Source organism: Nitratireductor lacus (assembly GCF_056431025.1).
Genome location: NZ_JBWKMB010000013.1, coordinates 1 through 18,020, shown reverse-complemented (window position 1 = coordinate 18,020; position 18,020 = coordinate 1). Strand labels below are relative to the sequence as shown.

General features: G+C 62.6%; 18 protein-coding genes. 9 read left to right on the top strand and 9 right to left on the bottom strand.

From position 1 onward, the window contains the following. Positions 1-21: 21 nt before the first annotated feature. The 3 genes from AC07E3_RS12350 to AC07E3_RS12340 all read right to left on the bottom strand — a co-directional run bounded on the left by AC07E3_RS12350 (position 22) and on the right by AC07E3_RS12340 (position 2,924). A complete protein-coding gene (locus tag AC07E3_RS12350; RefSeq protein WP_478362218.1) occupies positions 22-1,395 on the bottom strand; it encodes a glutamate--cysteine ligase in 1,374 nt (457 codons plus the stop codon). 115 nt (positions 1,396-1,510) lie between these two features. Beyond that, a complete protein-coding gene (locus tag AC07E3_RS12345; RefSeq protein ID WP_478362216.1) occupies positions 1,511-2,248 on the bottom strand; it encodes a 16S rRNA (uracil(1498)-N(3))-methyltransferase in 738 nt (245 codons plus the stop codon). Between the two features lie 31 nt (positions 2,249-2,279). Continuing rightward, positions 2,280-2,924 (bottom strand): hypothetical protein, encoded by a 645-nt coding sequence (locus tag AC07E3_RS12340; RefSeq protein WP_336066693.1) that lies wholly within the window; start codon positions 2,922-2,924, stop codon positions 2,280-2,282. Between the two features lie 146 nt (positions 2,925-3,070). On the opposite strand from AC07E3_RS12340, the gene AC07E3_RS12335 reads away from it, so the two are divergent. Further along, positions 3,071-3,211 carry a hypothetical protein gene (locus AC07E3_RS12335; protein WP_223004866.1) on the top strand — a complete coding sequence of 47 codons (141 nt, stop codon included), beginning with the start codon at positions 3,071-3,073 and terminating at the stop codon, positions 3,209-3,211. Positions 3,212-3,218: 7 nt separating this feature from the next. On the opposite strand, the gene AC07E3_RS12330 is transcribed toward AC07E3_RS12335, so the two are convergent. The 5 genes from AC07E3_RS12330 to AC07E3_RS12310 are packed head-to-tail and all read right to left on the bottom strand — an operon-like array spanning position 3,219 to position 7,665. Next, positions 3,219-3,959: a metallophosphoesterase gene (locus tag AC07E3_RS12330; RefSeq protein WP_478362213.1), complete on the bottom strand. Its 741-nt coding sequence runs from the start codon at positions 3,957-3,959 to the stop codon at positions 3,219-3,221. A 3-nt stretch (positions 3,960-3,962) separates the two neighbouring features. Then, positions 3,963-4,637: a LutC/YkgG family protein gene (locus AC07E3_RS12325; protein WP_478362211.1), complete on the bottom strand. Its 675-nt coding sequence runs from the start codon at positions 4,635-4,637 to the stop codon at positions 3,963-3,965. Then, on the bottom strand, positions 4,634-6,073 hold the full coding sequence (locus tag AC07E3_RS12320) for a LutB/LldF family L-lactate oxidation iron-sulfur protein (protein WP_336066702.1): 1,440 nt from the start codon (positions 6,071-6,073) through the stop codon (positions 4,634-4,636). Before AC07E3_RS12320 ends, AC07E3_RS12325 begins: the two co-directional genes overlap by 4 nt. After that, a complete protein-coding gene (locus tag AC07E3_RS12315) occupies positions 6,073-6,834 on the bottom strand; it encodes a (Fe-S)-binding protein (RefSeq protein WP_336066704.1) in 762 nt (253 codons plus the stop codon). The genes AC07E3_RS12320 and AC07E3_RS12315 overlap by 1 nt, the downstream gene beginning before the upstream one ends. A gap of 45 nt (positions 6,835-6,879) precedes the next feature. Then, positions 6,880-7,665: an FCD domain-containing protein gene (locus tag AC07E3_RS12310; RefSeq protein ID WP_336067611.1), complete on the bottom strand. Its 786-nt coding sequence runs from the start codon at positions 7,663-7,665 to the stop codon at positions 6,880-6,882. A 181-nt stretch (positions 7,666-7,846) separates the two neighbouring features. Here AC07E3_RS12310 and AC07E3_RS12305 point away from each other — a divergent pair, with 181 nt between their 5' ends. The 5 genes from AC07E3_RS12305 to glcF all read left to right on the top strand — a co-directional run bounded on the left by AC07E3_RS12305 (position 7,847) and on the right by glcF (position 13,829). Continuing rightward, a complete protein-coding gene (locus AC07E3_RS12305; RefSeq protein ID WP_478362208.1) occupies positions 7,847-9,217 on the top strand; it encodes a DUF3422 family protein in 1,371 nt (456 codons plus the stop codon). Positions 9,218-9,295: 78 nt separating this feature from the next. Beyond that, positions 9,296-10,792 (top strand): FAD-linked oxidase C-terminal domain-containing protein, encoded by a 1,497-nt coding sequence (locus AC07E3_RS12300; protein WP_478362206.1) that lies wholly within the window; start codon positions 9,296-9,298, stop codon positions 10,790-10,792. Between the two features lie 52 nt (positions 10,793-10,844). Further along, positions 10,845-12,053 (top strand): FAD-binding protein, encoded by a 1,209-nt coding sequence (locus tag AC07E3_RS12295; RefSeq protein WP_478362204.1) that lies wholly within the window; start codon positions 10,845-10,847, stop codon positions 12,051-12,053. Positions 12,054-12,094: 41 nt separating this feature from the next. Further along, positions 12,095-12,475: a DUF4870 family protein gene (locus tag AC07E3_RS12290; RefSeq protein ID WP_223004859.1), complete on the top strand. Its 381-nt coding sequence runs from the start codon at positions 12,095-12,097 to the stop codon at positions 12,473-12,475. 10 nt (positions 12,476-12,485) lie between these two features. Next, positions 12,486-13,829: a glycolate oxidase subunit GlcF gene (gene glcF / locus AC07E3_RS12285; protein WP_478362202.1), complete on the top strand. Its 1,344-nt coding sequence runs from the start codon at positions 12,486-12,488 to the stop codon at positions 13,827-13,829. Between the two features lie 82 nt (positions 13,830-13,911). Here glcF and AC07E3_RS12280 read toward each other — a convergent pair whose 3' ends face one another. Continuing rightward, positions 13,912-14,748 carry a L,D-transpeptidase gene (locus AC07E3_RS12280; RefSeq protein WP_478362200.1) on the bottom strand — a complete coding sequence of 279 codons (837 nt, stop codon included), beginning with the start codon at positions 14,746-14,748 and terminating at the stop codon, positions 13,912-13,914. A 273-nt stretch (positions 14,749-15,021) separates the two neighbouring features. Between AC07E3_RS12280 and AC07E3_RS12275 the strand changes: the two genes are divergently transcribed. The 3 genes from AC07E3_RS12275 (at position 15,022) to groL (ending at position 17,876) form a co-directional block, all read left to right on the top strand. Further along, a complete protein-coding gene (locus AC07E3_RS12275) occupies positions 15,022-15,660 on the top strand; it encodes a DNA-3-methyladenine glycosylase I (RefSeq protein WP_336066720.1) in 639 nt (212 codons plus the stop codon). Between the two features lie 213 nt (positions 15,661-15,873). Beyond that, entirely contained in the window at positions 15,874-16,170 is a 297-nt protein-coding gene (gene groES, locus AC07E3_RS12270) for a co-chaperone GroES (RefSeq protein WP_007009707.1), read from the top strand. A 62-nt stretch (positions 16,171-16,232) separates the two neighbouring features. Further along, positions 16,233-17,876 carry a chaperonin GroEL gene (groL, locus tag AC07E3_RS12265; protein WP_336066722.1) on the top strand — a complete coding sequence of 548 codons (1,644 nt, stop codon included), beginning with the start codon at positions 16,233-16,235 and terminating at the stop codon, positions 17,874-17,876. Positions 17,877-18,020 lie beyond the last annotated feature (144 nt).

Below are 18,020 nucleotides of genomic sequence, written 5' to 3'. Positions count from 1 at the left end.
TTTGCCGCCTTGAATGGAAGTCTAATATGCCTGTTCGAGAAACACCGGCTCGATGGAACCGTCCCAGCGGGTATTGAAGGCATTGGCGAGTTCTTCCGCGCTGGTGGTGCCGCGCGCAACGATCTCATCCAGCGGGCTCAGGAAGCTTGCCTCGTCATAGCCTTCCGGATTGAGGCGCCTGCGGGCGGAGAGGCCCTTGCGCGAAATGGCCAGAACCTCGCGGGCAATGTCACGCAGCTCGTGATTGCGGAACCGCGTGGCAAGCCCCTCCTTCGGCACTGCGTTGCGCATGGCATCCACCTCCTCGAACGACCAGTCGGCGGTAAGGTCGTGGGCGGCGTCGAGTGCCGCCTGATCATAGAGCAGCCCCACCCAGAAGGCCGGCAGCGCGCAGATGCGCCGCCACGGGCCGCCATCGGCGCCGCGCATTTCAAGAAAGCGCTTGAGGCGCACATCGGGAAAGAGCGTGGAAAGATGGTTCGACCAGTCGCCAATGGTCGGCAGGCCGTCGGTCACCTCGTCCTTGAGCGCGCCCTCCATGAACTGGCGGAAGGTGATGTGCGTACAGTCGTGATAGCGCCCGTCGCGGAGGATGAAATACATCGGCACATCGAGCGCCCATTCCACATAATCGGCAAAGCCGAAGCGCTCGGAGAAGACGAAGGGCAGAAGACCGGCGCGCTGGTTGTCCGTGTCGCGCCAGATATTGCCACGCCAGGACTGGAGCCCGTTGAGCCGTCCCTCCGTGAAAGGCGAATTGGCAAAGAGCGCGGTGGAGAGCGGCTGCAGACGCTGGGCGACCTGCATCTTGCGGCGCATGTCCGCTTCCGTCTCGAAATCGAGGTTCACCTGAATCGTGCAGGTGCGGTACATCATGTCGAGGCCCTGCGTGCCGACCTTCGGCATGTAGGCGGTCATGATCTTGTAGCGCGATTTGGGCATCTGCGGCGTTTCGGCAAGTGTCCATTTCGGACTGCCGCCGAGGCCCAGAAAGCGAATGCCGAGCGGTTCGGCGATCTCGCGCAGCTGCGCCAGATGGGCGTTGCCCTCGCGGCAGGTCTGGTGGAGCGTTTCCAGTGGCGCACCGGAGAGCTCGAACTGGCCGCCCGGCTCCAGCGAGATGGCGCCCTGTCCCGTCGGCTCGACGAGGCCGATGATTTTTCCGTCATCGTTGATGGCGTCCCATCCGAGAATCCGCTGCATGCCTTCCAGCACGGCCTTGATGCCGCGCTCGCCCTCATAGGGAACGGGCCGGTTGCCATCGACATAAAAAGGGAATTTCTCGTGCTCGGTGCCGATGCGCCATTTTTCGCGGGGCTTGCAACCCATTGCGAGATCGGCGGCAAGTTCTTCGACCCGTTCGATCGGCCGATTATCGGTGGTGTCACGGGCCATAACTGCTCTCCTGGCAAACCATCAGCGATCTGATGGACCATGCTGACAATCCGCTTCAAGTAAAAAGTGCTGACAGGAGCGTCAACCTCTCTTCACAAGCGCTTTACCGTCCCGCCTATTCCCAGTCGCCCACGCTCGCCTGAATGACGGCGAGAGCGGCCACGGCTGCCGTGTCGGCCCGCAGGATGCGGGGGCCGAGCGGGATGGACGTCACGAAGGGCAGCGCGCGCAACTGAGCGCGTTCGGCCTCGGAAAACCCGCCTTCCGGGCCGACCAGAAGTGCCAGTTTCTTCTCGCGCACAGCCGAAAGCGCCGGCATTGGATTGTTCGTCGCGGCATCCTCGTCGCAGAAAATCAGGCGGCGGTCCGGCTCCCAGTCGGCCAGAAGACGATCGAGTTTTACCGGCTCGAGCACCTCCGGCACGGCCAATATGCCGCACTGCTCGGCCGCCTCCATGACATTCGCCTCGAGCCGCTGGGTACCGGGCTTTGCCACCTGCGTGTGCTGGGTGATGACGGGCTGAAGACGCCCTGCACCCATTTCGACGGCCTTTTGCACAAGATAGTCGAGGCGGCCTTTTTTCAATGGGGCAAAGCAATAAAGGAGGTCGGGATGAGGCGTCTGGGGGCGGGCCTGGCTGGTCATCCGCAGGCGCACCGCCTTGCGGCCGACCGCTATCAGTGCGGCATGCCATTCGCCATCGCGCCCATTGAAAACGAGCACTTCGCCGCCTTCGCGCAGGCGCAGCACATTTGTCAGGTAGTGGGCCTGTTCCCGGCTGGTTTCCACCTCGGCACCGGAAGCGAGGGCGGCATCGATGAACAGCCGCTGCAGTTTATAGTTCGCACGCATGCCGGTCTGATGGTGGATCGACGATGCCACGTCAAGAGCCGATGCTTGCGTGCCAGACCGGGGAATAACCCTCGCGCAGCGCCGCGACGGTCAAGGCTGGCGTAAGCAGTTGAACAACCGGCGGGGTCTTGTCCAGTGAGGGAGCGCTTCGGTAGCCCTCAAAACGCCACTCATAAAGCGCCCCACCGCGAAGTGCATAAGCCCGCTCTCCGAAGCCAATCATGGAGCCGTCGGGCAGATCCGACAGCGCCTCTGCAGCGATGGATTGTGTTCTGCCTGTGACTGCAAGCCTTTGCCCATGGAGAGCTGAGTCGAGATTGGGAGCCTTCAGCGCCTGATCGTTCTCCGCCGCACGCGCGCATGCCAAGAACCGCGTTGCCGCCTCGCGCCGGCAAAGGAAACAGGGGCGGTGGCCCGCCGCAAGGGCTGTCACCTCATCGAGAAAGAAGAGCTCCGTCCAGCCCGCCCTGCCTGTCGGGCTATTCCTCCCCATGACCTCACGCCGGCGCCCCCTGAAGTCGCAGACGCAGATGATCCAGGCCCTGGTCGTCCAGCGGCGGCGCAGGAGCGTTTTCGTATCGGGATCATGGATCACGCCGCGATTGCCGGTGAAAAGGCCGCGCGCGGGAGTTGTATCAATGCGACCGAACGGATCAACGCGATTTTGCAGCGGCATGAACTTTTCCCCGCTTCTCAGGGGCTGTCATAAACAATGTGGGTATTGGCATATAAGTTCTTTCAATCTTAAGCTGTTTGCGTTTATAGCAACCTGCGCGGCACGGGGAGCCGTGTTTTATTGACCTTCAAGGGGACTTTGGCCGGATGACCATCGGGCGTGCGACTGTCGTGTTTCTCATCACTGTTTCTGCGTTCACGCTGATCGGGGCCAGGCTGCTTTCGGCTGGAGCCACCGGGGACCATCATCCCGTGGACGGCTACGGCATTTCCGCCGCCATGGACTAGGCCGCCTTCAGCAGGCAGCCTCGATCAAGGTCTTTTCCCGCCCTTCCATCCTGAGCGCCGTCAACCGACCGCTGTGCCATGCGCCCGTGTCAAGGTTGATGCGGTTCTTACGGAGTTCCGCCGCGCGCACGGGCGTGTGGCCATGCACGATCAATTTGGGATGAAGCCCTTCGAATGCGTGGAACTCACGCCTGATCCAGATGAGATCGTCCGCCGACTGGGCATCCAGGGCGACGCCCGGCCGGACGCCTGCGTGGCAGAAGAAGAAATCCCCGAACGAGACTGAATAGGGCAGCGTGGCCAGAAACGCCCTGTGGCGCCGCGGCACTGCGCGAACGAGCGCCGCGTGGCCCGGCATCATCCTCTCTCGCGATGTCAGATCGATCTCGACGCCATAGGAAAGCGCCGTCTCGAAACCGCCATTGCACGCGAACAGGCCGAAGGGGTCGGGGTTCGACAGGAAATCGAGAAAGCCCAGATCGTGATTTCCGGCGAGCGTGATGACGCGCGGGTCGCGCTCGCGCAGATTGGCGAGATACTCGATCACGCCGCGTGAATTGGCACCGCGATCAACATAGTCTCCAAGGTAGACGATGCGCCAGTCGGCGGGGCGGTCATGAAGGATTTCCTCCATGAGCCGCGCATGCATCGCGGCCAGCAGATCGTGCCGGCCGTGAATGTCTCCGACCGCGTAGAGGCGCAGGCCGTTGGGCGTCGAAGCCTCATCATATGAGACCCCGGCGGCCATCCCTCACCCGTCTACGACGATGAGATGCAGCGCGCGCGGCCCGTGCGCCCCGAGCAGCATGGTCTGCTCGATGTCGCCGGAGCGCGATGGCCCGGTGATGAGGTTCAGCAGTCTTGGCATGTCACCTCTGCCATATTTGCGCCTGAGGCGGGAAATCACCGTTTCAAGATCACCGGCAATGTCCTTCGCGTCAATGACGATGATGTGGTGATCGGGCACGAAGTTGACGGTGGTCGGATTGTCCTTGCCCGATGGCAGAGCGACCGTGCCCGTTTCAGCAACGGCGGCGAATGCGTGGCTCACGCCGACTTCATCTTCAGGTTCGGCCCGTCCGCGTTTCACCTCAAGCGACTTCTGACTTGCCCAGTCCATGCGCTTCAGACGCCTGTCGTCCCCCATGCGAACGGAGGGCGCCAGGTTCTTGGAGCGCAGATAATGGGTCACGGCCTTCGGCACATCGTCTGACTTTTTCACGCGCTCCACCGTGGCCGTGACGGCCTCGGCCATGCGGCAGAAAAGAGCAATGCGCTCCTCGCCCTCCACCTGCCCGCGCGCCGGAATGAGCCCGCGCGGCGTCTTTGCAAGGCGCTTTTCGACGGCTTCGCGCCGTGCAGAGTCATCGGTGGAAACGGACGCCGCCGCCCGCAACTTGCCAAGAATGGCCTCGCGCGTGCTCATGATGCATCCCCTTCCTGTTTCGCGGTTTCGCGGTCGCGCCATTGCTGCATGAAAGTGCGGCTCTCAGGCGCGGGAAGATCGCGGTGCCGCGTCCAGCCCCCGGCAAAGGGGAGCGAGCGGAACCAGCGGCGACGCCCGGCGAGACCTGAGAGGGTCGGGATCGCCATCGACGTGGCAAGACGATAAAGCCCTGGCCGGCGGGCGAAGAAGGCCCAGAAACCGAGACCGAAACGCTGCGTCGCCGGATTGAGCCCGCGCTCGAACTCGCGTTCGCGCCAGTGCCGCATCATGCGCGGCAGCGGGATCTGCATGGGACAAACGGATTCGCAGCGCCCGCAGAAGGTGGAGGCGTTGGGCAGGTGCCCGGCCTTGTCGACGCCGACCAGCGAAGGCGTGAGCACCGAGCCCATCGGCCCCGGATAGACCCAGCCATAGGCATGACCGCCGACAGCGTGATAGACGGGGCAATGGTTCATGCACGCGCCGCAGCGAATGCAGCGCAGCATCTCGTGGAACTCCGTGCCGAGCATGGAAGACCGGCCATTGTCGAGCAGAATGACGTGATATTCGTCCGGACCGTCGGGATCGTCCGGGCGGCGCGGGCCGGTGGAGAGCGTGGTGTAGACGCTCATGTCCTGACCGGTGGCCGAGCGGGCCAGCACACGCAGGATCTGGCTCGCATCCTCCAGCGTCGGCACCACCTTCTCGATGGAGGCGACGACGATGTGGACGCGCGGCAGCGTCTGCGTGAGATCGCCATTTCCCTCATTGGTGACGATGATTGAGGTGCCGGTTTCAGCGACAAGGAAGTTCGCGCCTGTAATGCCCACATCCGCCTGAAAATATTGCGGGCGCAGGATATGCCTCGCTTCACCGAGAAGGGACTCGGGCTGCGAGAGATCGCGCCCGGCCGGGAGCTCGGTGTGAACGCGGCGGAAATCCTCTTCCACCTGTTCCTTGTTCAGATGCAGGGCCGGGCCGATGATGTGGCTTGGATGCTCGCCGCGCAGCTGGATGATGTATTCGCCAAGATCGGTCTCTACCGGACGGACACCTTCCTTCTCAAGGAAATCGTTGAGCGCGATCTCCTCGGTGATCATCGACTTGCCCTTGGTGACGGTGCGCGCGCCAGCGGCGCGGCAGATGTCGAGCACGGCCTGGCGGGCATCTTCCGCCGTCTCGGCCCAGTGCACCCGGCCGCCCGAGGCAATGACCTTGCGCTCATAGGCTTCCAGATAGAGATCGAGATGTTCGAGCGTGTGATCCTTGATCGCGCGGGCGGAAGAGCGAAGATCCTCGAACTCCGGCAGCGCATCGACCGCCTTCTTGCGCTTGCCGACGAAACCGATCTTCGCCTTGCCCATGGCGCGCTGCAACTGCTCGTCGGCAATCGCCTTGCGCGCTTTTTCCTTGAACTGTGGAGACTGTACCTCCATCAGCGTCCTCCCCCGCCGATCGCCGGCTTGTCGGTCATGCCGGCCAGAACCTCCGCCACATGGCGGACCTCAACCCTGCTGCCCTGCCGATGCAGCTTGCCGGCCATGTTCATGAGACAGCCGAGATCACCCGCGAGCAGCGTAGCCGCCCCGGCTTCTTCGATGCTCGCCGTCTTTTCCTCGACGATCTTGTTGGAGATGTCGGGATATTTCACGCAGAACGTGCCGCCGAAGCCGCAGCAGACATCGGAATTCTGCATCTCCTTGAGCTCAAGCCCCTCGACCGAAGAGAGGAGTTTTCGCGGCTGTTTCTGAATGCCGAGCTCGCGCAGGCCCGAGCAGGAATCGTGATAGGTGACACTGCCCTCGTGGCGGACCGGCACTTCCGTAATGCCGAGCACATCGACCAGGAAGCTTACCAGCTCGTGCACGCGGCCGGAAAAGGCTTCCGCCCTCGCCTCGAATGGCGTGCCCTTGAGAAGCGAGGGATAATGTTTCCTGAGCATGCCCGCGCAGGAGCCCGATGGCGCGACGACATAATCGAACTCCTCGAAGGCCTCGATGGTCTGGCGCGCGATGGCGGCTGCATCCTCCCGGTCGCCGGAATTATACGCCGGCTGGCCGCAGCAGGTCTGCGCCATGGGCACCTCGACGGTGCAGCCTGCCTCTTCCAGAAGCTTGACGGCGGCAAACCCGACAGTGGGCCGGAACAGGTCCACCAGGCAGGTGACGAAAAGGCCGACGCGCTTCGGTTGGGTCATGTCTTCTTTCAACGGTTCTTCTTTCGCTGGCTCAGGTTCGCTTGCTCATGCTTGTGCCGCCTCGCCGCCGCGCTGCTGGAGCCGGAGCCGCGATATGCGCTGCCAGTCATCTGTGCGTTCGGCATGAAAGGTGGCCTTTTCGACGAAATCGATATGCGCGATCGCAGCACTCCGCGCGGCTTCCGGATCGCCGGCGGCGATTGCCGCATGGATCGCGCGGTGCTGGGCAAGCAGCATGTCGCGCGCATCCGGCAGTTCGTAAATGCGGACGCGGTTGAGGAAGACGCCATCGGCGAGCAGCCGGTAGCAGGCGCGTAGCGTGTGCAGGAGCACAATGTTGTGCGCGCATTCGCCCACGGCATTGTGAAACTCCACGTCGCAGGCCGCTTCCGCCTCGAAATCCTCCGCGGCATGCGCTTCGTCCATCCGCGTCATGATCGCCCCAAGGAGCACCAGGTCTTCGGGCGTCGCGCGTTTTGCAGCGAATTCGGCGGCGACGGCCTCCATCTCGCGGCGGTATTCCAGATAGTCGGCGGTCGCCTTATGATGCGTGGCGATCAGTTCACGTACCGGTTTTGTGAACACCTGGCCGATAATGTCGGCCACATAGGTGCCGCCGCCGTGGCGCGTGAGGATCAGGCCCCGCTCTTCCAGCGTTTTCAGGGCGTCGCGCAGGATCGGACGGGACACATCGAGCTGGCGCGCAAGCTCGCGCTCGCCCGGCAGCCGGTCGCCATCGCGCAGCACGCCCTCGAGAATCAGCGTCTCGATCTGCCGGATGACGCCATCCGCCGTGCGGGCATGCTCAATTCTTGAAAAAACCGCGTCCACCGGCTTCGCCGTCTCGCTATCCACTCTCTTTGTTGGCGCAGATTAGCGCGACCGAACACAACTGGTCAATTAATTTGCCCAATCCCGCCATCGACGGGCGCTTGCAGACACGCATTGCGCCCCGCGCAAAGGCAATAGCATACTTGCAGAAGGTCCATCCTGAGACAGACGGCAAGGCACAATGAGCCAACAAGACGGGGAACAGCTTGTCGTAATCGGCACCGACAGGCCCGAGGCTTCATCCACGGAGACACTGGTGACAGGCAGCGTTCTGGGCTTTCCCGCCCATGACGGACGCGCCGGGGCGCTGGGTGAAGTGCATGCGCGGCCGCACGCGCTGCTTGAAGCGCCGCGCCTCATCATCCAGCTCTCCTTCATGACCGAGGGCGGCTTGGCGGTGGATCAGGCCGTGCTGGCCGATCTGTCGCGCCGGCTTGGCGTGGCCCCGCCGCAGACCAATGCGCGCCACCACGCGATGAAGTGGGGCAAGGGCACGCTGCGCTGGGAGCGGCATACGGAGTTTTCGAGCTATCAGTGGGATTGTCCGATCTCGCCGCGCACCGGAAAGCCGCTTGAGGAATCCCCGTTCGGAAACGGCTTCAGCCCGCCCGGCACCGCCATATCGGGCACGCGGGTGGAAATCCGCAAATGGACGAGCGCGACGGAAAGGCTGGTCGGCGCGTTCGATCCGGCAAGCCTCGGCTATTCGGTGGTGGAAGGCGGGCGTGCCGCCGTCGCTACGGATTTCCGGCAGGATGGCGACGGGCTGACCCGGATTCTCATCCTTGAAAAGGATCTGGCGCCGGCCCGTATCGGCGCGCTTTCGCAGCGCCTGATCGACATCGAAACCTACCGCACGCTTGCCATGCTTGGCCTGCCACTGGCGCAATCGCTTTCGCCGCGCCTGCGCCGCATGGAGGATCAGCTCGCGGCCCTGACGGCACGCATGCGCCAGCGTGAAAAGCACGACAGCCACGCGCTTTTGAGCGAGCTGACGGAGCTTGCCGCCGACCTGGAGGCCGATGCCGCCGCCAGCCTCTACCGCTTTGGCGCAAGCCGCGCCTATCACGGCATTGTCGAGGAGCGGCTGGAAACGCTGAACGAAGCACCGATGGCCGGCTACGAGACCTGGGCCGCCTTCCTGCAACGGCGTGTCGCGCCCGCCATGCGCACCTGCCGCTCGGTGGAAGAGCGCCAGGCCAACCTTTCGCGCAAGCTGACACGTGCCGCAAACCTGCTCAGAAGCTGGGTTGATGTGGAAGTGGAGCGCCAGAACCGCGACCTGCTCGCCTCCATGAACCGCCGCGCGCAGCTGCAATTGCGCCTGCAACAGACGGTCGAAGGCCTTTCCGTTGCCGCCATCTCCTATTATGTGGTGGGGCTGGTGGGCTATGTGGCCAAGGGCGCAAAACCCGCCCTGCCCGGCCTGTCGAGCGAGGCGATCACCGCCGCCGCCGTTCCCATGGCCGTTTTGTGCATCTGGCTTCTGGTGCGGCGCATACGCCGCCACCACGCCCGCGAAGACGCCAATATCGGCACCGGGGCGGATTGACGCAGGCACGCTTTCCACGCAGCATTTACAGAACCGCCAACACACTGGTAAATTGAATGAACCAGTGAGGGAGTTCTGATGTCCGGCCTGAAAATGCCGCAGGCCAATGCGGCAACCCTGAAGAAGCGCGCCGAAATCGTCGCCGACATGCGCATCATCGTGCCCGGTGAAGGCGTGGTGGACACGGAAAACGAAATGCGCGCCTTCGAGAGCGACGGGCTGACCGCCTACCGCCAGATGCCGCTCGTCGTCGTCCTGCCCGAAACGACAGCGCAGGTGTCACGCATCCTGAAATATTGCCATGAGCGCGATATCCGCGTCGTACCGCGCGGCTCGGGCACCTCGCTTTCCGGCGGTGCGCTGCCGCTTGAAGACGCCGTACTCCTGGTGATGAGCCGCTTCAACCGCATTCTCGACATCGACTATGCGAACCGGGCCGTGGTCGCGCAGCCGGGCGTCACCAATCTGGGCATCACCCATGCAGTCGAGCAGGAGGGCTTTTATTATGCGCCCGACCCCTCGTCGCAGATCGCCTGCTCCATCGGCGGCAATGTGGCTGAGAATTCCGGCGGCGTGCACTGCCTGAAATACGGGCTCACCGCCAACAATGTTCTGGGCATCGAGATGGTGCTGATGAATGGCGATGTCATCCGGCTCGGCGGCAGACATCTGGATGCGGAGGGCTATGACCTGCAGGGTCTCATGACGGGCTCGGAGGGCCTGCTCGGCGTCGTGACCGAGGTGACGGTGCGCATTCTGCAGAAGCCGGAGACGGCGCGCGCGCTTCTGATCGGCTTCCCATCAAGCGAACAGGCGGGCCAGTGCGTGGCCGAGATCATCGGTGCGGGCATCATTCCAGGCGGGATGGAAATGATGGACGGGCCGGCCATCCGGGCTGCGGAGGATTTCGTTCATGCAGGCTATCCACTGGACGTGGAAGCGCTTCTGATCGTCGAGCTCGATGGACCGCAGGCGGAGGTCGATCACCTGATCGACCGGGTGGAAGCGATTGCCAGGGAGAACGGCGCAACCACCAGCCGCGCCTCGACATCAGATGAGGAACGCGCCGTGTTCTGGGCCGGGCGCAAGGCCGCCTTCCCGGCGGTGGGCCGCATCTCGCCCGATTACTACTGCATGGACGGCACGATCCCCCGCAAGCAATTGCCGCGGGTTCTGGCAGGCATGCGCGCGCTGTCCGAGAAATACGGGCTGCGCGTCGCCAATGTGTTCCATGCCGGCGACGGCAATCTTCATCCGCTCATTCTCTATGACGCCAACAGGCCGGGCGAACTGGAGAAGGCCGAGGATTTCGGCGCGGACATTCTGCGCCTCTGCGTCGAGGTGGGCGGGGTTCTGACCGGGGAGCATGGTGTCGGCGTGGAAAAGCGCGATTTGATGCCTGAAATGTTCACCGAAGACGATCTGAACCAGCAGATACGCGTCAAATGCGCGTTCGATCCGGGCCATCTTCTGAATCCCGGCAAAGTGTTTCCCCAACTGCACCGCTGCGCTGAGCTTGGCCGCATGCACATCCATCGCGGGCAGGTGCCCTTCCCGGACCTGGAGCGGTTTTGAGCGTGCCCTTCGCATCCAACTTCGCCCGCAGTTTTTCAATGAGTGGTTTGCCGTGACCGAATTCCTTCCCAACAGCGCTGAAGAGGTTCTGGAAACCATCCAGTGGGCGGTTTCCGAAGAATCCCCGCTCGAAATTGTCGGCCATGGTTCGAAGCGCGGCATCGGTCAACCACTCCAGACCGAGCACACGCTCGATCTGTCGAGACTGGCCGGCATCACACTTTATGAACCGGAAGAGCTGGTGCTTTCAGCGAAAGCCGGTACGCCGGTTGCCGGGATCGAGGCTGCGCTGCGCGAGCACAATCAGGAACTCGCCTTCGAACCGATGGACTACGGCCCGCTTCTCGGCGGCAAGGCCGGACGCGGCACGCTGGGCGGACTGCTTGCGGCCAATCTCTCGGGCCCGCGCCGGCTGAAGGCCGGGGCCGCGCGCGACCATGTGCTCGGCGTTCACGCGGTTTCGGGCCGTGGCGAAGGGTTCAAATCGGGCGGGCGCGTGGTGAAGAACGTGACGGGGTACGACCTTTCCAAGGGGCTTGCCGGCTCCTGGGGCACGCTCGCCGTTGCCACCGACATTACGATGAAGGTTCTTCCGGCGGCGGAAACCGAGACCACATTGTGTATTGCCGGGCTGGACGACGCAGGTGCGACCGAAGCCATGGCGACCGCCATGGGGTCGAGTGCCGAGGTTTCGGGCGCGGCGCATCTGCCCGAGGGTGTGGTCGTCCGCTTTATCGATGGTGCGTTTTCGAGCGGCGGACAGACCGCGCTGCGGGTGGAAGGTTTTGGACCTTCCGTCACTTATCGGGTTGACCTTCTTGCCCGGCTTCTGCGTGGGTATGGAACCATCGGCACGCTGGAAGGAGATGCCTCACGCCGGCTGTGGCGCGAAATCCGCGATTGCCAGCCTTTTGCGGACGGGACGCCCGCGCCCGTCTGGCGTGTCTCCGTCACGCCGTCGCGCGGTCACGAACTGGTGGACGCCTACCGCCGGGCCGCCGGTGCAAATGTCTATTACGACTGGCAGGGCGGCCTGATCTGGATGCGCATGGAGGCCGACCCCGAGGCGGAAATTCTGCGGAAAATGATTGCGCATTTCGGTGGCGGGCACGCCACACTGGTGCGCGCACCGCTCGCGGTGCGTGCGGCGACGCCCGTCTTCGAGCCGCAATCGCCGGCCCTTGCCGCTCTCTCCACCCGCCTGAGGGAGCAGTTCGACCCCAAGGGCATCCTCAATCCGGGACGCATGGCGTTCACCTGAAGCCATGATAGATTGCCATCGAAACAATGGAGGGCGAACCCATGAGTGACATGCAGCAGACCCCCGATGAAACCCGCAAGACGGACCGCTGGCTGGAACCCGGACCGACCAACATTCAGGTCATCTATATTCTTTATCTGGTCGGCTTCGTCATTGGTATTTCGGCTCTGGTGGGCATCGTGATTGCCTATATGAACCGCGGCAAGGCCAGCGGATGGCTCGAAACGCACTACACCTGGGCCATTCGCACATTCTGGATCGGTGTTCTGTTCGGTTTCGTCTCGGCCCTTTTGATGGTCGTCGGCATCGGATTCCTTTTGATAATTGCGGTTGCGATCTGGGTCGTGGTGCGCTGCGTGATCGGCCTGCAGGCCGTGGGCCGGAACGAGCCGATCAAGAACCCGCAAAGCTGGCTGATATAGAAGAAGCGCCGTGCAGACCAATTTCACTCCCGAGCAGCTTTCCGATCCGCATGTCGCGGAGGCGGAATCGATCCTGCGCAAATGCGTGCATTGCGGCTTCTGCACGGCCACCTGCCCGACCTATGTCACGCTCGGCAATGAGCTCGACAGCCCGCGCGGGCGCATTTATCTCATCAAGGACATGCTGGAGAACGGCAGGCCGGCCGACCGGGAAATCGTCACCCATATAGATCGCTGCCTTTCCTGCCTTGCCTGCATGACCACCTGCCCCTCGGGCGTGAACTACATGCACCTGGTGGATCACGCCCGCGCGCATATCGAAAAAACCTATCGCAGGCCGGTGCTCGACCGGCTGATGCGGTCGGTCCTGGCGCAGATCCTGCCCTATCCGTCGCGTTTCCGCGCCGCCTTGAAGCTGGCCCGCTTCGGGCGACCCTTCGCGGGGCTCTTCCGAAATCTGCCGGGCATGAAGCCCGTCGCAGCCATGCTGGACCTCGCCCCGCGAACATTGCCGCGACAGCCCGGAGACAGCCAGCCCCTTTCCGGAGAAAAGCGCGGACGTGTGGCGCTTCTGACAGGCTGCGCGCAATCGGTTCTCGATCCCGGTATCAACGCTGCGACCGTGCGGCTGCTTGCGCGGCTCGGCGTGGAAGTGGTGCAACACCCGGAAGGTGAAGGGTGCTGCGGCGCGCTGGTGCATCACATGGGCCGCGAAGAGGATGCTCTGGCCGCCGCCCGGCGCAATGTGGATGCCTGGACACGTGAAATCGAGACCGGCGGGCTCGACGCGATCATCATCACGGCGTCCGGCTGCGGTACGACCGTCAAGGATTACGGGCACATGCTACGGCTCGACCCCGCCTATGCCGAAAAGGCCGCCCGCGTGGCGGCGCTTGCCAGAGACATCACCGAATACCTGGAGACGCTGAGCCTCCCTGAGCCGATTGTCGAACCCGGTCTCGCCGTCGCCTATCACTCCGCGTGCTCCATGCAGCACGGACAGAAGATCAGCCGCGAACCGCGCGCGCTTCTGCGCAGGGCAGGCTTCGTGGTACGAGAACCGCGCGAGGGACATCTGTGCTGTGGTTCCGCCGGCACATACAACATTCTCCAGCCAGACATCGCCGCGAGGTTGCGCGACCGCAAGGTCCGGAATATCGAAGCGACGGGCGCGGCGCTCGTCGCCACCGGCAATATCGGCTGCATGACCCAGATCGGTTCGGGCACTGAAATGCCGGTCGTTCACACCGTGGAGCTTCTCGACTGGGCCTATGGCGGACCGAAACCGGCAGCTCTGCCCGATGCAATTGTGAGCCGGGAACAGCCGGGGACGGCGCTGACTGCAGCGGAATGAGAAAAGGGCGATGCTCCCCCAAGCACCGCCCTTTTCCATCTACCCAGGCAGTCCCCTTGCCGGGCATCCCCCGCTTATCCGGTCACTTCACCACCACTTTGGTGCCGACCGGAATGCGGTTATAAAGATCGACCACATCCTCGTTGCGCATGCGGATGCAACCGGAAGACACCGCACGGCCGATGGTCCAGGGCGCGTTGGTGCCATGAATGCGATAGAGCGTTGATCCGAGATACAACGCGCGCGCGCCGAGGGGATTGGCCGGGCCACCCTCCATTTTCACCGGCAGTATCCTGCCCTTTGCTTTTTCGCGTTCGATCATCTCAGCCGGCGGATGCCAGTCCGGCCATTTGCGCTTGTTGGAAACCTTCTCAGTTCCGGTCCAGCCGAAACCTTCTTTGCCGACGCCAACGCCGTAGCGTTTCGCCTTGCCACCCTTCAGCACCAGAAAAAGGAAACGCTGCCTGGTGTCGACAACAATGGTTCCTGGAGGCTGGTCGGTCTCGTACTCCACGACCTGCGGCAGCCATTTGGGATCGCTCATCCTCCATGAGCGTTCATTCAGGGGAAAGGGCTCGCTCGCGCGTGGTATAAACGCCACCTTCTGCGCGGGTTTTTCCTGCTGGGCGCCACGAACCGCCATTTCACGAACCGCCATTTGATGACGCGGTCGGTAATCGCGGCGCGCGCTGTCGCGTTCACGTGCATTGCGGGCACGCTGGTAGGTCTGGTACTCCACGGCCTGCTGGGTGCGATGTTGCGCCTGCACCGGCGAACTGCGGAGCTGCATCACCCAGGGAGCGGAAAGATCAGGACTGACGAGAACCGGCGGCGGTTCCACATATCGATCCTGGGCCTGCGCCCCCCAGGAAAAAAGCAGCGCGGTCGCAAGGCCGGCCGCAGTCAACATCGACTTCATGACAAACTTCTCTCTACGATTCGTCACAGATCAAACAGACCACGCGTTCTCGAAAACAGGCTCAAAAACAGGTGGCGGCGAAGGGCAAACGCACCCTATGCGCCTGTCCGTGTCAGGATGCTGACTCGAAGCTGCAACCGAATGGTGAATCGACATCGATAAAATGCGATGTATTCAAAAAACCATTTGGCGTGGTTACCGGCGCGTTCAAAAAGCTGGTGAACATATCGCTAAACCGGGCTGATTTCACATTAACCAGGGAATTCAACACACATGAGCGAAGAAAAGACCGGCCTGATCCTCGGCGCCGACGGCAAGACCCGATGCTTCTGGCCGGGTGAACTGCCGGACTATCTCGATTACCACGACAATGAATGGGGACATCCCGTTTCCGACAATCACCGGCTGTTCGAGAAGATTTGCCTGGAAGGGTTTCAGTCCGGGCTTTCATGGCTGACGATCCTGCGCAAGCGCGAGAACTTTCGTGAAGCCTTCGAGGGTTTCGACTTCGAGCGCGTCGCGCGTTTTACCGAGAAGGATGTGGAGCGCCTCCTGGGCAATGCCGGCATCGTTCGCCACGGCGGCAAGATCCGCTCCACCATCAACAATGCGCAGCGCGCGATCGAACTGTGCGAGCAGGAAGGGTCTCTTGCCCACTATTTCTGGCGCCACGAGCCACAGCCGCATGAACGCCCTGATCCCGTCGACTACAAAACCCTGACGGCCAATCCGACGACGGAGATATCCACCCGCATCTCAAAGGACCTGAAAAAGCGGGGCTGGTCCTTCGTTGGCCCCACCACCGTCTATGCCTTCATGCAGGCCATGGGGCTGGTCAACGATCATATCGAGGGGTGCTGCTGCCGGGCAGCGGTGGAGAAGAAGCGCGAAGCGTTCAGCAGGCCCGCCTGAGCCCGTCGGGTTTTCCGCGCCAGATCGAAAAACCGGTCGGCGGCTGCGAAAATTGTACCAGATTCCGCGCATGAAAATCTTGACTCCGAATTTGGGGCTTACTATCTCAAAGCCGCGTTAGCACTCTTGCTAAGGGAGTGCTAACGAGAGGTCCGGCGTCCGCCGGACGGAGGAAAAGCCTAATTCATCATCCGAATCAAGGGTTCAGAGAACATGGCCAACACGAACTTTCGCCCGCTTCATGACCGCGTGGTCGTCCGCCGGGTCGAGTCTGAAGAAAAGACGGCAGGTGGCATCATCATTCCCGACACCGCCAAGGAGAAGCCGCAGGAAGGCGAAATCGTTGCAGTCGGTTCCGGCGCGCGCGACGAGGCGGGCAAGCTTGTCCCGCTGGACGTCAAGGCTGGCGACCGCGTGCTCTTCGGCAAGTGGTCGGGCACCGAAGTCAAGCTCAATGGCGAGGATCTCCTGATCATGAAGGAATCCGACATCATGGGCGTCATCGGCTAATCCACGCCACCACATCAAAACGGTAACAGAGTTTCTCGAAGAAGCTCAGGAGCTAGAGAAATATGGCTGCAAAAGACGTAAAATTCTCCCGCGACGCACGCGAGCGCATGCTGCGCGGCGTTAACATCCTCGCCGACGCGGTGAAGGTGACCCTCGGCCCGAAAGGCCGCAACGTTGTCATCGACAAGTCCTTCGGCGCACCGCGCATCACCAAGGACGGTGTGACGGTTGCCAAGGAAATCGAACTTGAGGACAAGTTCGAGAACATGGGCGCACAGATGGTGCGTGAGGTCGCTTCCAAGACCAACGACATCGCCGGTGACGGCACGACGACCGCTACGGTTCTCGCCCAGGCGATCGTTCAGGAAGGCGCCAAGGCCGTTGCCGCAGGCATGAACCCGATGGACCTGAAGCGCGGCATCGACAAGGCCGTTGCCGACGTCATCGAATATCTCGGCAACTCCACCAAGAAGATCAACACCTCCGCAGAAGTTGCCCAGGTCGGCACGATCTCCGCGAATGGTGAGAAGGAAATCGGCGACATGATCGCCGAGGCCATGCAGAAGGTCGGCAACGAGGGTGTCATCACCGTCGAGGAAGCCAAGACCGCCGAGACCGAGCTCGAAGTGGTCGAGGGCATGCAGTTCGACCGCGGCTACCTCTCCCCGTATTTCGTTACGAACCCGGAGAAGATGGTTGCCGAGCTCGAGGACGCATACATCCTGCTCCACGAGAAGAAGCTCTCCAACCTGCAGGCCATGCTGCCGGTTCTGGAATCGGTCGTTCAGTCGTCCAAGCCGCTTCTCATCATCGCCGAGGACGTGGAAGGCGAGGCTCTGGCCACGCTCGTCGTCAACAAGCTGCGCGGTGGTCTGAAGATCGCTGCCGTCAAGGCTCCGGGCTTCGGCGACCGCCGCAAGGCCATGCTCGAGGACATCGCGATCCTCACCGGCGGCCAGGTCATCTCCGAAGACCTCGGCATCAAGCTTGAGAATGTCACGCTCGACATGCTCGGCCGTGCGAAGAAGGTTGCGATCTCCAAGGAGAACACGACCATCGTCGACGGCGCCGGCCAGAAGTCCGAGATCGAAGGCCGCGTTGCCCAGATCAAGCAGCAGATCGAAGAGACATCTTCCGATTACGACCGCGAGAAGCTGCAGGAGCGCCTTGCAAAGCTCGCCGGCGGTGTTGCCGTGATCCGCGTTGGCGGCTCGACCGAGGTCGAGGTGAAGGAGCGCAAGGACCGCGTCGACGACGCGCTCAACGCAACCCGCGCTGCTGTTGAAGAGGGCATCGTTCCCGGCGGTGGCACCGCGCTTCTGCGTGCTTCCACGCAGATCAAGGCGAAGGGCGACAATCCCGACCAGGAAGCCGGCATCAACATCGTGCGCCGTGCCGTTCAGGCTCCGGTTCGCCAGATCGCCGCAAACGCTGGTGCAGAGTCCTCCATCGTTGCCGGCAAGATTCTGGAGAACGAAGGCGTCACCTTCGGCTACAACGCCCAGACCGGTGAGTATGGCGACATGATCGCCATGGGCATCGTCGACCCGATGAAGGTTGTCCGCACCGCACTGCAGGATGCCGCTTCGGTTGCCGGCCTGCTCGTCACCACGGAGGCCATGGTCGCCGAGCTTCCGAAGAAGGACGCTCCGGCCGGTGCTCCCGACATGGGTGGCATGGGCGGCATGGGTGGCATGGGCTTCTAAGCCAGCCACGCATCGCTTGAAAATCGAGGGCGCTCCTTTCGGGAGCGCGCTCAGACTGCTGACAAACCCCTGGCATTTGCCGGGGGTTTTTGATTCACTGGGTCATGTTGAAGACACCGGCCCCCGAACAGACAGCGCTCGAGA

Bases quoted from the DNA above. Each gene is read 5' to 3' on its own strand.
- AC07E3_RS12350 (WP_478362218.1), bottom strand. From the start codon at position 1,395: ATGGCCCGTGACACCACCGATAATCGGCCGATCGAACGGGTCGAAGAA.
- AC07E3_RS12345 (WP_478362216.1), bottom strand. From the start codon at position 2,248: ATGCGTGCGAACTATAAACTGCAGCGGCTGTTCATCGATGCCGCCCTC.
- AC07E3_RS12340 (WP_336066693.1), bottom strand. From the start codon at position 2,924: ATGCCGCTGCAAAATCGCGTTGATCCGTTCGGTCGCATTGATACAACT.
- AC07E3_RS12335 (WP_223004866.1), top strand. From the start codon at position 3,071: ATGACCATCGGGCGTGCGACTGTCGTGTTTCTCATCACTGTTTCTGCG.
- AC07E3_RS12330 (WP_478362213.1), bottom strand. From the start codon at position 3,959: ATGGCCGCCGGGGTCTCATATGATGAGGCTTCGACGCCCAACGGCCTG.
- AC07E3_RS12325 (WP_478362211.1), bottom strand. From the start codon at position 4,637: ATGAGCACGCGCGAGGCCATTCTTGGCAAGTTGCGGGCGGCGGCGTCC.
- AC07E3_RS12320 (WP_336066702.1), bottom strand. From the start codon at position 6,073: ATGGAGGTACAGTCTCCACAGTTCAAGGAAAAAGCGCGCAAGGCGATT.
- AC07E3_RS12315 (WP_336066704.1), bottom strand. From the start codon at position 6,834: ATGACCCAACCGAAGCGCGTCGGCCTTTTCGTCACCTGCCTGGTGGAC.
- AC07E3_RS12305 (WP_478362208.1), top strand. From the start codon at position 7,847: ATGAGCCAACAAGACGGGGAACAGCTTGTCGTAATCGGCACCGACAGG.
- AC07E3_RS12300 (WP_478362206.1), top strand. From the start codon at position 9,296: ATGTCCGGCCTGAAAATGCCGCAGGCCAATGCGGCAACCCTGAAGAAG.
- AC07E3_RS12290 (WP_223004859.1), top strand. From the start codon at position 12,095: ATGAGTGACATGCAGCAGACCCCCGATGAAACCCGCAAGACGGACCGC.
- AC07E3_RS12280 (WP_478362200.1), bottom strand. From the start codon at position 14,748: ATGAAGTCGATGTTGACTGCGGCCGGCCTTGCGACCGCGCTGCTTTTT.
- AC07E3_RS12275 (WP_336066720.1), top strand. From the start codon at position 15,022: ATGAGCGAAGAAAAGACCGGCCTGATCCTCGGCGCCGACGGCAAGACC.
- groES (WP_007009707.1), top strand. From the start codon at position 15,874: ATGGCCAACACGAACTTTCGCCCGCTTCATGACCGCGTGGTCGTCCGC.
- groL (WP_336066722.1), top strand. From the start codon at position 16,233: ATGGCTGCAAAAGACGTAAAATTCTCCCGCGACGCACGCGAGCGCATG.